The organism is Nesterenkonia sp. K-15-9-6, assembly GCF_052656005.1.
In genome coordinates, this window is the sequence record NZ_JBQYEY010000015.1 from 45,962 (window position 1) to 58,449 (window position 12,488).

The following is a 12,488-nucleotide window of genomic DNA, read 5'->3' on the forward strand; positions in this document are numbered from 1 at the left end:
GGCCTTCATTGAACTCCGCGCCTGCCCGGCCTGGGCGGGGGCGGGAAAAGCATCGTGACATCGGTGCATCGTAGGAAAGTAAAGGGAAACACAATGGCCACTGGCACCGTGAAATGGTTCAACGCTGAGAAGGGCTACGGGTTCATCGCACCCGACGACGGCTCGGACGACGTCTTCGCGCACTTCAGCGCGATCCAGAGCTCCGGGTTCCGCACCCTCGAGGAGAACCAGAAGGTGGAGTTCGAGACGGCTCGCGGCCCCAAGGGCCTGCAGGCTGAGAACATCCGCCCGCTCTGATCCCCAGCTCTCTCCCGCCCGTGACGCGCCTCGCGTGTCGGCGGTGAGCAGGACCTGAACAGCACCGGCCCCTCGGCGTCGCTTCTGGCGATACTGAGGGGCCGGTGTCGTGGTGGCGGGACCTGTCGGCGGGCTGGACCCGCGAGATTTTCCGAGAGAGTTCCAATCCGAATCGTGAAGTGCGACGAACGTCACGTGCAAGCCAAAATCCTGACGTGATGAGCCGAGCCTCGAGGCTTGCCGAGCGTTCGACGCCTGAATGAGGAGACGACCATGCGCACTTCCACCTTCTTCGCTGTTCCTGCACTGGCCCTCGGCGGACTGGCGCTGACTGCGTCACCGGCCATGGCAGACAGTCACGACGACTCGTGGTCCGTCCAGACATCATTGGAGGAGCTGAACTCCAGCGGCACCACCGGCGAGGTGATGATCGACATCCATGGCCAGGAGGCGACGGTCACGATGAACGTCACCGGAGCAGCCGAGGAGTTCATGGACGGGCCCTTCCCGCATGCCCAGCACATCCACATCGGAGCCCAGGGCCTCTGCCCCGGCCCGGATGCTGACACCGACGGCGATGGGGTGGTGAGCACTCCCGAAGGGCATCACTTCTATGGAGACATCGGGACATCCCTGACCACGGAGGGAGACACCAGCCCGGATTCGGGGCTGGCGATCGACCGGTTCCCCGGAGGCTCGGAGTACTCCTATGAGCGGACCTTCGAACTCTCTGACGACACTCTCACCGCCGTCGAGGAGGGCACCGCCGTCGTCGTGGTCCATGGGGTGGACCCGGACCTGATGCCGGAGGAGGCGGCCCAGAAGCAGAGCGAGCTTGACCCCGAGCTTCCGCTGGCGGCGACGCTTCCGGCCGCCTGCGGGACGCTGAGCGCTTCGCAGATGGAGGAGATGCCTGACGGTGGTGCCGACACAGGTGCTCCGGTGCAGGCGGACAACGGCATGAACCTCGCACTCGGCGGCGGAGCGCTCGCATTGGCAGCGCTCGGTGGCGCGTGGGCCGTGCGACGCCACACTGCCCGCGCCTGACCAGCAGGGCTGACGAGATCATGTGGACGGCATGCCGCCCCCGTCGTGCTGGCGCATTCGCCGTCGCGACGGGGGCTGTCCTGTTCCTCTGTGGCTGTGCGGGCGCTCCGGAGCCGGACTACGCCTCGCCGGTCAGCGCTGAGCGCCCGTCGTCTGAGGCTCCTGCTGACGAGGCACCGTCCTCCGACCGACCTGACTCGGGGCTGGACCCAGTGCGTACTGAGAGCGGACCGCCGGTGAGTGTCGCTGAGGAGATGGCACCGGCTGAGCCGACCTCGGTAGAGGTGCCTGCTATCGGCGTCGTCTCTGAGCTTGTGCACCTGGGGCTGCAGGACGACGGCGCCATCGAGGTCCCTCCGTACGGTGGTGGCTCTCCGGCCGGCTGGTACCGGCACGGACCCACGCCAGGTGAGATCGGCCCCGCCGTGATCCTCGGTCATCGCAACGCGTCGGAAGGAGGCCCCGGGATATTCGCTGAGCTTCCGACCATGGAGGTCGGCGACACCATCGCGGTGACCCGGGACGATGGGACTCTCGCGGAGTTCGTCGTGTATCGGACCGACCGTTTCCCCCAGGAGGAGTTCCCCACGCTCGACGTCTACGGAAACACCGTCGGACCTGAACTGCGCCTCATCACGTGTGACGGGCTCAACCGGGACACAGGAGTCCTGGAGGACAACTTCATCGTCTACGCAGAGCTCAAGGACTGAGCCTGCGCCCAGCGATGCAGGAGCATGCGCGGCCCCTCACGACGCGCTCTCACCTGTGCCGTCGATGTGCACCTGGACATCATGTCTGCCTCACCAGATCTGGTGCGGCAGACATGATGTCCCGGTGCAGCCCGGTCAGCGGCTGCGTGCGGCATCGCCGCGCAGCATCACGAACACCGTGACGGCGGCGAAGACGACGATGGCCACCGCGATCGCGCTGGTCAGGTGCACGCCCGAGACGAAGGCCTCCCGGGCGGCGTCCATCAGCGCAGTCCCGGCGGAACCGCTGAGCCGTTCCGAGGCGGCGTGGGCGGCTCCCAGCGTCTGGGAGGCCTGCTCCATCGCGGAGGCGGGCACACCCTCGACGGCGTCGATGCCGCTGCGGTAACCGGCGGCCAGGATGCTGCCCAGCACGGCGACGCCGAGCGCGCCGCCCAGTTCGTAGGCGGTCTCCGAGACCGCTGAGGCGGCGCCGGCCCGGTCCGCGGGCGCGGAGGTGAGCACGGCGTCATTGGTCATGGTCTCCGCCATGCCCACACCCAGGCCGATCAGGAAGAATGCGGCCATCACGAACGCCCAGCCGGCCTCCACCGGTGCCAGGATCAGCACCGCGTAGCCGGCGGCGGCGATCAGGATTCCGCCGACGATCACCGCCCGCAGCGAGGTGGCGCGGGCGATCGGGATCACCAGGAAGCTGGCCGCCACAGAGATGACCAGTCCGGGGACCAACATCAGCGAGGCATGGAGCGGGGACATCCCGTAGCCGAGCTGCAGCAGCTGGGGGAGGAAGAACATCGAGCCGACCATGGCGAACACCAGCATGAAGTTCGCACTCACCCCGGCCCGGAAGCGCGGCATCGCGAACAGACGCAGGTCCAGCAGCGGGTGCTCCAGGCTTCGCTGACGGCGGACGAAGAGCGCCAGCAGGGCGACGCCGACGAGCAGCGCAGCCACGGGCAGCACCTCGAGGTAGCCCTCGACGAGCTTCTTGATGCCGTAGACGGCGGTGATCATGCCTGTCAGGGAGAGCAGCACGCTGAACAGGTCGAGCCGGCCCGGATGGGGGTCTCGGGACTCGGTGACCAGGAACGGCATGGCGATCAGGATCACCACGACCACCGGCAGGTTGATCAGGAACACCGATCCCCAGAAGAAGTGCTCCAGCAGGGCACCGCCGATGATGGGGCCGAGGGCGGCCCCGGCGGAAAACGCGGAGGCCCAGATGGCGATCGCCAGGGTCCGCTGGCGGGGATTCGGGAACAGGTTCCGGATCAGGGACAGCGTCGAGGGCATCAGGGTGGCTCCCGCCAGCCCCAGCAGCGCCCGGGCGGCGATCAGCATCTCGGCGCTGACGCTGAACGCGGCGATGGCAGAAGCCACACCGAAGCCAGCCGTCCCGATCATCAGGAGCCGGCGTCGGCCGATCCGGTCACCCACGGATCCCATGGTGATGAGCAGTCCCGCCAGCATGAACGCGTAGATGTCGACGATCCACAGCAGCTGGCCGCTGGTGGGCGCCAGGTCCTCGCTGAGATGCGGGACGGCGAAGCCGAGCACGGTCATGTCGACGGCGATGAGCACCACGGGGAGCACCAGGGTGGCCAAGCCCAGCCACTGGCGGGCGCCGGCACGCGGTGTCGAGGGGGATGCATAGTGCGGAGTCTGGATGCTCGCGGTCTGAGGCGAGGACATCGTCCCACATACCTTTCGATCGCTGCGCGGGACGGCGGGGCGCAGCGGGATCTTCTTCTGGAAGACGGGCCGCCTGGGGCAGATCGGCGGCATCAGAACGTGGCCGTCCTTCCGGGTCGTGGTGACCCGACGTCGACCATCGTAGCACGAAACATTACAGATGTAATGTTTGCTTCGTCGCCTCACTGTTGACGTTGACGCGACGTCAACCTCTAGCGTGGGACCCATGGACAGCAGAACCCATGAATGGGACATCCAGGAGCTCTGCCGACGGGCCGGAGTGAGCAGCCGTACGCTGCGGCACTACGACGCCGTCGGGCTCCTGGAGCCCACCCGCACCGGACTCGACGGCCGACGGCACTATGACGCCGACGCCGTCGCGCGCCTCCAGCAGATCCTCGTCCTCCGGGACCTGGGGATGCCGCTCCTGGAGATCCGGGAGGCGCTGGCGCAGCCCGGAACGGAGGTCCACAGGCTCGAGCGGCTCGTCGAGCGGCTCCAAGCTGAACAGCACAGGCTCGGCGCGCAGATCCACGCCGTGCGACACACGCTTCAGGCCCGCAGGGACGGGCGCTCCCCGACGATGGAGGTGATGATGGACGGTTTCGACGCACAGCACAAGGAGGAGGTCATCGAGCGCTGGGGTGAGGAGTCCTACCAGCGCAGCATCGCCTGGTGGACCTCCAAGACTTACCAGGAGCAGCTGAAGCTCAGGCGCGAAGCCGAAGACCTCATCGCCCGCTGGCAGCAGGCTGCCGCCGAGGACGGCGACCCCCGCGGCGAGCTCGGTCAGGCGCTGGCCGCCGAGCAGATCCTCTGGCTGCGCCAGATGCCCGGCACCCCCATGGAGTCCGAGGAGCAGGCAGGCCGGCGTCGCTACGTGGAATGCCTGGCCCACATGTACGTGGACGACGAGCGCTTCGCCGCCACCTACGGAGGCCAGCGCGGAGCCAGGTTCGTCCGGGATACGTTGCTCGCCCACCTGGAGGAGCGGCCGCAGCTCTGATCGGAGTGCGGCAGGCGGTCCTCACGGGCAGCGGGTTCTTCGCAAGAGAGGGCACACTGATCCAATCCAGAGTCCGCATGGCGCCGAACCCCTTCGTGACGGCCCGTGCCGAACGGTCGGGTCGCGGCGTCGGGGATGTCCCTCGGCGAGACGCACGACGACGAGGAGATCAGTCATGAAGACTCAGACGAAGTCCACCGCCTCCGCCATCCTGGGGATCGGGGTGATCTCCCTGCTCGGGCTCACCGCCTGCGCCGATGACACGGCTGAGGACGAAGCCCCGGCGGAAGGGCAGGAGGAGATGACTCAGGACGACGGCGCCACGGAGACAGACGAGGACATGGACGACGACGCCGCGGCCCAGGATGACGCGGACATGGAGGAAGGTATGGACCCGGCGGCCGATCTGGTCGGTGCCGCCTGTGGGGACTACGCCGAACAGGTGCCCGATGGGGACGGTTCGGTCGAAGGCATGGCCCAGGACCCGGTGGCCACCGCGGCCTCCAACAACCCGATGCTCACCACGCTGACCGCGGCGGTCTCCGGCGAGCTGAACCCTGACGTAGACCTGGTCGACACCCTCAACGGTGACGAGTTCACGGTCCTGGCCCCTGTCGACGATGCCTTCGCCGACGTGCCGGAAGACGACCTGAACGCGCTGGCTGAGGATGCCGACGCGCTGACCTCGGTGCTCACGTACCACGTGATCCCCGGTCAGCTGAGCCCCGATGAGATCGCCGGTGAGCACGAGACCGTCAACGGCGACACGGTGGAGATCACCGGAGAGGGCGACGAGCTGATGTTCGACGAGGCCGGGTTGGTCTGCGGCGGAGTGCAGACTGCCAACGCCACGGTCTACATGATCGACGGGGTGCTCATGCCTGAGATGGCGGAGCAGTGAGGGCGAATCACCGAGAGATCCTCTGAGGTTTCTCAGCTCCGACGTCGTTGCGGCGCTCGGGCAGGTGGCTCCGCGGGGTGCCTGCCCGAGCGCCGTCGTCGTCAGGGGCTCGTGGTGGCCGGATCCTGGTGGCGCTCGCTCCGGGTTCGGTGCGGCAGTTCCTGTCCCTTCTGTGACCTGGCATGATGGTGGCATGACCAATCCTGAACGGACCCGCGGGGGAGAAGGCGTGAACCCGCCTGCTTCCCTGGGCGGTCCTGACCCGTGCGGGGAGCTGCTGGTCCGCACGGCGAGCGGAGACGCTCAGGCGTTCGAAGAGCTCTTCCGGGGCCAAGGCTCCGTGCTCCTGGCCGTCATCCTGCGGATCGTGCGCAGCCGAGCTCTGGCCGAGGAGATCCTCCAGGATGTCTTCGCCGAAGTGTGGGAGGACTGCTCCCGCTTCGACCCCGGCCGGGGCAGCGGCCGCGCCTGGCTCATCACCGTCAGCCGCCGCCGGGCCATCGACAGAGTGCGCTCGGTCAGCGCACAGCGGGAGCGTGACACCGCGCATGGGGAGGGGCAGCTGCGGCAGGAGTCCCCGGACGTGCAGTACGAGGCGCTGGAGAACATCGAGTCGGCCCGTGCGGCCCGGGCTGTGCAGGGACTGCCGGAGGACCAGGCGCGTGCGATCGCCCTCGCCTACTATCACGGCATGACGCATGTCGAGATCGCCGATCATCTCGGTGTCCCTCTGGGAACGGTGAAGACGAGGATCAGAGACGGCATGCGACGGCTGAGGACTTCACTGGGGGTGACCGATGCACACTGATCGAGAGTATCTCGCCGCAGGATATGTGATCGGCGGCCTGAGTGCCGACGAGGCGGCTGAGGCTGAGCGGCTCCTCCACGAGGACGCGGAGTTCGCCCGTGAGGTGGCGGATTTCGAGGAGACTATGGCGTTGGTCGCCGCCGATGACGAGCCGATGGCGCCCTCCGAGGAGGCGGCCCAGGCCATCCTGTCCATCCCCCGGCAGAACATCCTCGCCGCCTCCGGCGAGCCCGTCCGCGGCTCTGCGCCGGAGAGGGGGCCCGTGACAGGCCCCGGCCGCCAAGTCCGGCGAAACCGTCCGGCGCTGTATTTCGCCCTGGCGGCCTCGTTCCTCCTGCTTCTCTGTGCGGTCCTGGGAGGGGTGGCGCTGCGCGCCCAGGCGGAGAACGAGCAGCTGCGCGAGACCGTCGCGGGCCTCGATGCGGAGCAGCAGGAGGTCCAGCGACTCCTGGGAGCTCCGGACCTGGCGGCCCAGCACGTCGAGGTGGGCGACGGCTCCAGCGTGACCGTGTCCTACTCCGTCACCGAGCAGCTGATACTGGTCACTCCGCATGACATGGAGGGCCCTGAAGAAGGCCAGGATCTGCAGATGTGGATCATCGACCAGGACGGAGCACACGACGCCGGACTGATGACCGCCGAAGGGCCTGCCGTCGTGACGGGGCCGTCCTTCTCCGCCGACGCTGCCGTCGGGATCACCGTCGAGCCCGAAGGAGGATCGGAGGAGCCGACATCAGAGCCGCTGGTCGTCGCGGAGCTCTGACAGCCTGACCGACTGAGTCATCGAAGGACGGCGCGTCCCATCCGGTCCGCGATCGGCTCCGAATGCAGGTCATGACATCGCACCAGTGGAGAAGGATCGCCGCGTACAGGCGGCATGCGGCCGCAGGCGTGCTCGCCGCCGCCGTCCTCCTCGGCGTCGCCGACGTGATCGCCCGAGCCTTTCGCCCGGCCGCCTCGCCCCTCGTCGCCCTCGGATCCACTGTCATCGAGTTCGCACCCCCAGCGCTCCAGGAGACGGCGATCGCGGTGCTGGGGCCGTGGAACAAGCCTGTGCTGTTCCTGGTCATGGGGCTGGGCGGCGTGGTGATGGCCGCAGGCATCGGTGCTCTCGGGCGGCGCCTCCCGAGAGTCGCCTCCACGATCTTCCTCGCGGTGGCGGCGCTCCTGTCTGCCGCGGTGGTACGTCGGCCCGAGACCGCCGCGGCGGATCTCATCCCCTCCGCCCTGGCGATCGTCGCGGGTCTGGCGGTCCTGTTCGGGCTCTGGCGGCTCGCGGGGGTGGGGGTCGCTGCAGGATCTGGGCAGGGGCCGGCGCGCCGGAGGGCTGAGAGCGACGCACAGTGGGAGGGGGCGGCGGAGCGCGATCCCGTCCGGCGCCCTGCTTCGCGACGCGCCTTCCTGGCAGCGGCCTCCGGGACCGCTGCTCTGGCGGTCGCCTGCTTCGCTGTCGGGCGTTCGATCGGAGCCTTCGGCCGGCAGGCGGGGGAGCGGCTTGTCGAACTGGTGCTGCCGCGACCGGCTCGTGGCGCGTCACCGGTGCCTGCGGCGGCCTCGGTCGACGTGGCGGGGGTCCCTCCGTTCATCACACCGAACGATGACTTCTACCGCATCGACACCGCCTTGGTGGTTCCGGAGCTGGAGCCGGGCGAGTGGCGTCTGCGGATCACCGGTCTGGTGGAGGAGGAGATCAGCATCGATATGGCCGAGCTGCTGGAATTGCCGCTGGAGGAGCACCACGTCACGCTGACCTGCGTCTCCAACCCCGTCGGCGGCGACCTGCTGGGAACGGCCACGTGGATGGGGTACCCGGTGCGTCAGCTGCTCGCTCGGGCGCGCCCGCTGCCCGAAGCGGATATGGTGCTCTCCCGGTCAGTCGACGGCTTCACCGCCTCGACTCCGCTGGAGGTGCTCACAGACGAGCGCGCGGCGCTGCTGGCCGTGGGGATGAACGGTGAACCCCTGCCCCGGCAGCACGGCTACCCGGCCCGGCTGGTCGTCCCGGGCCTCTATGGGTATGTCTCGGCCACCAAATGGGTGGTGGAGCTCCATCTGACCCGCTTCGACCGGGACACGGCCTATTGGACCGACCGAGGCTGGGACGCGAGAGGGCCGGTCCTGGTCGCCTCGCGCATCGACGTGCCCGGTCCACTGGCCACGGTGCCCCGCGACGGAGTCGTCGTCGCGGGCACGGCCTGGGCCCAGCATGACGGGATCGCAGCCGTCGAGGTCAAGCTCGACGACGGCGACTGGCAGGCGGCCGAGCTGGCCGCCGAGGTCTCAGTGGACACCTGGCGGCAGTGGCGCCTGTCCTTCGACGGGGTGGAGCCGGGCCGGCATGCCGCGACCGTGCGGGCGGTGACCACCTCCGGGGAGGTGCAGACCGGAGTGCGACGGGACCCGATCCCGAACGCGGCCACGGGGCATCACCGCATCGAGTTCCGGGTCGCATGAGGCCTGGTGCGGCAGCTCCCCGCTCGCACGGCACGGCACGTCCTCGCCGCGATGTACGGTGGTCTCACAGCGGCCTGAGGAGGGAGCCCATGGCGGTCACACTGCGCGACGTCGCCCAGCGCGCCGGAGTCTCGATCAAGACGGTCTCCAATGTGGTGCACAAGCGCCAGTATGTGAAGGACTCCACCCGGGAGGTCGTCCAGGCGGCCATCGACGAGCTCGGATACCGGCCGAACCTGTCGGCGCGGAGCCTGCGCAGCGGCCGGTCCGGGGTCATCGGCCTGGCGCTGCCGGAGGTGCGGCTGCCCTATTTCGCCGAACTGGCGGACTCCGTGATCACCGAGGCCAAGCAGCGCGGTCACACCGTGCTGATCGAGCAGACCGGAGCCGAGCCGGCGGCGGAGCGGGAGCTGCTGCGCAGCCCGCGCCTGCAGCTGACAGACGGCCTGATCTTCTCGCCGCTGGCCCTCTCTCAGTCCGACGTGGGTCTGCTGGAGGTGGACTATCCGTTGGTCACGCTGGGGGAGCGGATCTTCGACGGCCCGTGCGACCACGTGGTGATGGACAATGTCGCGGCAGCCCGCGCCGCCACGGAGCATCTCCTCGAGGCCGGGTGCCGGAGGATCGCCGTCATCGGCGCCCATGAGGGAGAGGATCAGGGGTCGGCCGCCCTGCGGCTTCGGGGCCACCAGGAGGCGCTCGACGCCGCCGGGATGCCGCGCGACGACCGCCTGGTGGGCTATGTGGGCCTGTGGCATCGGCAGGACGGCGCCGACGCCATGCGCAGGCTGCTCGCCTCCGGGGTCGAGGTGGACGGCGTCTTCGGGATGAACGACACGCTGGCGCTGGGGGCTCTGCGTGCCCTGCAGGATGCGGGCCTCGCCGTACCGGAGGAGGTGAAGGTCATCGGATTCGACGACCTCGAGGAGACCCGGTACACGTCGCCCACGCTGTCCTCCGTGGATCCGGGGCGGATGGATATCGCCCGGACGGCGGTGCGGGTGCTGGTGGAGCGGATCGAGGAGCGGCTGGCCGGGGAGACGCCGGCACCGAGGCGTCAGTACACCACCAGCTATCGGGTGGTCCCGCGAGAGTCCACCGCCGGCTGAGCGCTGTCGCGGGACTGAGGCCGGTCCCTGACCTGGCCGGTGACCTGGGGCTGCGGATCGCCTGTTGACACCCTGCGTGACGCACGCCACAATTACAGCGTTGGAATAATGTTACAACGTTGGAATCTCGCGTGAGCTTCGAGGGAGAGGGGCGCAGATGAGGCACAGAGTCATCAGGACGGCGGGGGTGATCGCCTGTCTGGCCGCGGCCGCCGGGGGCTTGGCCGGCTGCGGACGGGGAGGTGACCCGGACACGCTGACCTTCATGTTCCGCGGCAGCCCCGCCGAGGAGGAGGCCTACACGGCAGCGATCGAGCAGTTCGAGGAGGACACCGGGGTCACCGTGGACATCATCATGACCACGGCCGACGAATATGCGACCAAGCTCCGTGCCGCGATCGTCGGCGGTCAGATCCCCGACGTCTTCTACTTCGACCCCGGCAGCGTGGAGTCCTATGTCAACTCCGGGGTCATCCAGGACATCTCCGGCTACATCGAGGACTCCGACGTCGTCGACCTCGACGAGATGTGGGCCTACGGCGTCGACTCCTACCGCTTCGACGGTGAGCAGCTCGGCCAGGGGCCGCTCTACGCCCTGCCCAAGGACGTGGGGCCGTTCTCCTTCGGGTACAACGCCACCATGCTGGACGAGGCCGGGATCGAACGGCCTGACCCGGATGATCCCTACACCTGGGACGAATGGCTCGAGGTCCTCGAGGAGGTCACCCAGGACCTCGACGGAGACGGGGGCCCGGATCAGTGGGGGACGGGGCTGAACGTCGTCTGGAACCTGCAGGCCTTCGTGTGGTCCAACGGCGGAGACTGGCTCGACGAGGACGCCGCCGAGGTCACCGTCGACACCCCGGAGTTCGCCGAGGCGCTGCAGTTCTTCGCCGACCTCGACACCGTCCACGGCGTCACCCCCTCCATCGCGGAGGCTCAGACGCTGGACACCTACCAGCGGTGGATGCAGGGGCAGATCGCCTTCTTTCCGATCGCTCCCTGGGACGTGCCCATCTATCAGGACCTCGACTTCGAGTGGGACCTGATGCCGTACCCGGTCGGGCGCACCGGGGAGTCCGCCAGCTGGATCGGCACCCTGGGCATCGGGGTCTCCGCAGCCACCGAGAACCCCGAGGCCGCCGCCGAGCTGGTCGCTTACCTCTCCGGCGACCCGGACACCCAGCGGCACCTGGTGGAGGCCGGCATCCAGATCCCCAACCTGGTGGACATGGCCTATGAGTATGCCGAGGACGACTCCACGCCGCCGCAGAACAAGGAGGAGTTCCTCCGAGTGGTGGAGGACTACGGCCGGGCCCTGCCGCCGACTTTCACCTACAACCCGCAGTGGTACGACGAGCTCTACACCAACATCCAGCCCGTCCTCGAAGGGCGCATGACCGCCGAGGAGTACCTGGCCCAGGCCGAACCGAGGATGCAGGACTTCCTCGACATGGCCAACGAGCAGGCCGAGATGAGCAGGGGGACCGAATGACCGCCACCATCGCACCGCCGCAGCCCCCTGGGCCGCCGCCCGCCCCGCCGCGGCCCTCCCGCCGCGACCGCTCCGCCAGAGCCTGCAGCAACAGGCTGCACCGCAGCGAGCATCGCACGGCCGCGCTGTTCATCGCCCTGCCCGTGCTGGGCTTCGCGCTGTTCGTGCTCTACCCGATCGGCTTCGCCGTCGTCACCTCTTTCACGGCCTGGAACGGCATCACCTCGCCGGTGTTCACCGGGCTCGACAATTACGTGCGGATGATCGGTGACCAGTACTTCTGGAAGTCCCTGGGCAACACCGTCTACATGATGATGGCCATCCCGGTGGGGCTGCTGCTCTCCCTGGTGCTGGCCCTGGCCATGAATCGGCGGATGCGCGGCACCACGTTCTTCCGCACCATCTACTACATCCCGGTGATCTCATCCATCGCCGCCATCGCCATCCTGTGGCAGTGGGCCTACAACGGTGACTTCGGTCTGATCAACCAGGCCCTGGGCATGGTGGGCATCGACGGCCCCAACTGGCTGCAGAACCCCGCGACCTCCAAGCTGGCGATCATGATCATGGCCGTCTGGAAGGGCCTGGGCTTCTCCATGCTGCTCTACCTCGCGGCCCTGCAGTCCGTGCCGCGGCAGCTCTATGAGGCCGCCGCGATCGACGGCGCCTCCACGCTCCAGCAGTTCTGGGCCATCACCGTGCCGATGCTGCGCCCGGTGACCTTCTTCCTGGTGGTCACCAACATCATCGGCGGGGCGCAGATCTTCGTGGAGGTCAACATCATGACCCCCGACGGCGGCCCTGAGTTCTCCACCGCCACGATCGTCTGGTACATCTGGCGCCAAGCCTTCGAGTACCTCAACATGGGCTACGCCACTGCGATCTCGCTCATGCTCGGGCTTCTGGTGTTCGTCGTGACGGCGCTCCAGTTCGCCATGAACCGTCGGAACCACTTCTCCATCGATTGAG

At 68.3% G+C, this 12,488-nt stretch carries 12 protein-coding genes; 11 read left to right on the plus strand and 1 reads right to left on the minus strand.

Annotated features, from left to right (window positions below):
* Positions 1-93: 93 nt before the first annotated feature.
* The 3 genes from SD455_RS10655 to SD455_RS10665 all read left to right on the plus strand — a co-directional run bounded on the left by SD455_RS10655 (position 94) and on the right by SD455_RS10665 (position 2,054).
* Complete coding sequence (locus tag SD455_RS10655; protein ID WP_070160828.1) at positions 94-297, plus strand: cold-shock protein; 204 nt, start codon at positions 94-96, stop codon at positions 295-297.
* Between the two features lie 273 nt (positions 298-570).
* On the plus strand, positions 571-1,344 hold the full coding sequence (locus tag SD455_RS10660; RefSeq protein ID WP_070160827.1) for a hypothetical protein: 774 nt from the start codon (positions 571-573) through the stop codon (positions 1,342-1,344).
* A gap of 254 nt (positions 1,345-1,598) precedes the next feature.
* Positions 1,599-2,054: a class F sortase gene (locus tag SD455_RS10665; RefSeq protein WP_070160846.1), complete on the plus strand. Its 456-nt coding sequence runs from the start codon at positions 1,599-1,601 to the stop codon at positions 2,052-2,054.
* 135 nt (positions 2,055-2,189) lie between these two features.
* On the opposite strand, the gene SD455_RS10670 is transcribed toward SD455_RS10665, so the two are convergent.
* A complete protein-coding gene (locus SD455_RS10670; protein ID WP_070160825.1) occupies positions 2,190-3,746 on the minus strand; it encodes an MFS transporter in 1,557 nt (518 codons plus the stop codon).
* Positions 3,747-3,972: 226 nt separating this feature from the next.
* Between SD455_RS10670 and SD455_RS10675 the strand changes: the two genes are divergently transcribed.
* From SD455_RS10675 to SD455_RS10710, 8 genes are all read left to right on the plus strand, one after another.
* Complete coding sequence (locus tag SD455_RS10675; protein ID WP_445508083.1) at positions 3,973-4,752, plus strand: MerR family transcriptional regulator; 780 nt, start codon at positions 3,973-3,975, stop codon at positions 4,750-4,752.
* 175 nt (positions 4,753-4,927) lie between these two features.
* On the plus strand, positions 4,928-5,653 hold the full coding sequence (locus SD455_RS10680; RefSeq protein WP_070160823.1) for a fasciclin domain-containing protein: 726 nt from the start codon (positions 4,928-4,930) through the stop codon (positions 5,651-5,653).
* Positions 5,654-5,846: 193 nt separating this feature from the next.
* Entirely contained in the window at positions 5,847-6,461 is a 615-nt protein-coding gene (locus SD455_RS10685; RefSeq protein WP_070160821.1) for a sigma-70 family RNA polymerase sigma factor, read from the plus strand.
* On the plus strand, positions 6,451-7,224 hold the full coding sequence (locus SD455_RS10690; protein ID WP_070160820.1) for an anti-sigma factor: 774 nt from the start codon (positions 6,451-6,453) through the stop codon (positions 7,222-7,224). The genes SD455_RS10685 and SD455_RS10690 overlap by 11 nt, the downstream gene beginning before the upstream one ends.
* Before the next feature lie 71 nt (positions 7,225-7,295).
* On the plus strand, positions 7,296-8,915 hold the full coding sequence (locus SD455_RS10695; RefSeq protein WP_445508084.1) for a molybdopterin-dependent oxidoreductase: 1,620 nt from the start codon (positions 7,296-7,298) through the stop codon (positions 8,913-8,915).
* Positions 8,916-9,004: 89 nt separating this feature from the next.
* A complete protein-coding gene (locus SD455_RS10700) occupies positions 9,005-10,024 on the plus strand; it encodes a LacI family DNA-binding transcriptional regulator (protein WP_445508085.1) in 1,020 nt (339 codons plus the stop codon).
* 157 nt (positions 10,025-10,181) lie between these two features.
* On the plus strand, positions 10,182-11,519 hold the full coding sequence (locus tag SD455_RS10705; RefSeq protein WP_070160816.1) for an ABC transporter substrate-binding protein: 1,338 nt from the start codon (positions 10,182-10,184) through the stop codon (positions 11,517-11,519).
* Positions 11,516-12,487 (plus strand): carbohydrate ABC transporter permease, encoded by a 972-nt coding sequence (locus SD455_RS10710; RefSeq protein ID WP_445508086.1) that lies wholly within the window; start codon positions 11,516-11,518, stop codon positions 12,485-12,487. Before SD455_RS10705 ends, SD455_RS10710 begins: the two co-directional genes overlap by 4 nt.
* The last annotated feature ends 1 nt before the right edge of the window (position 12,488 follow it).

Bases quoted from the DNA above. Each gene is read 5' to 3' on its own strand.
- SD455_RS10655 (WP_070160828.1), top strand. From the start codon at position 94: ATGGCCACTGGCACCGTGAAATGGTTCAACGCTGAGAAGGGCTACGGG.
- SD455_RS10660 (WP_070160827.1), top strand. From the start codon at position 571: ATGCGCACTTCCACCTTCTTCGCTGTTCCTGCACTGGCCCTCGGCGGA.
- SD455_RS10665 (WP_070160846.1), top strand. From the start codon at position 1,599: ATGGCACCGGCTGAGCCGACCTCGGTAGAGGTGCCTGCTATCGGCGTC.
- SD455_RS10670 (WP_070160825.1), bottom strand. From the start codon at position 3,746: ATGTCCTCGCCTCAGACCGCGAGCATCCAGACTCCGCACTATGCATCC.
- SD455_RS10675 (WP_445508083.1), top strand. From the start codon at position 3,973: ATGGACAGCAGAACCCATGAATGGGACATCCAGGAGCTCTGCCGACGG.
- SD455_RS10680 (WP_070160823.1), top strand. From the start codon at position 4,928: ATGAAGACTCAGACGAAGTCCACCGCCTCCGCCATCCTGGGGATCGGG.
- SD455_RS10685 (WP_070160821.1), top strand. From the start codon at position 5,847: ATGACCAATCCTGAACGGACCCGCGGGGGAGAAGGCGTGAACCCGCCT.
- SD455_RS10690 (WP_070160820.1), top strand. From the start codon at position 6,451: ATGCACACTGATCGAGAGTATCTCGCCGCAGGATATGTGATCGGCGGC.
- SD455_RS10695 (WP_445508084.1), top strand. From the start codon at position 7,296: ATGACATCGCACCAGTGGAGAAGGATCGCCGCGTACAGGCGGCATGCG.
- SD455_RS10700 (WP_445508085.1), top strand. From the start codon at position 9,005: ATGGCGGTCACACTGCGCGACGTCGCCCAGCGCGCCGGAGTCTCGATC.
- SD455_RS10705 (WP_070160816.1), top strand. From the start codon at position 10,182: ATGAGGCACAGAGTCATCAGGACGGCGGGGGTGATCGCCTGTCTGGCC.
- SD455_RS10710 (WP_445508086.1), top strand. From the start codon at position 11,516: ATGACCGCCACCATCGCACCGCCGCAGCCCCCTGGGCCGCCGCCCGCC.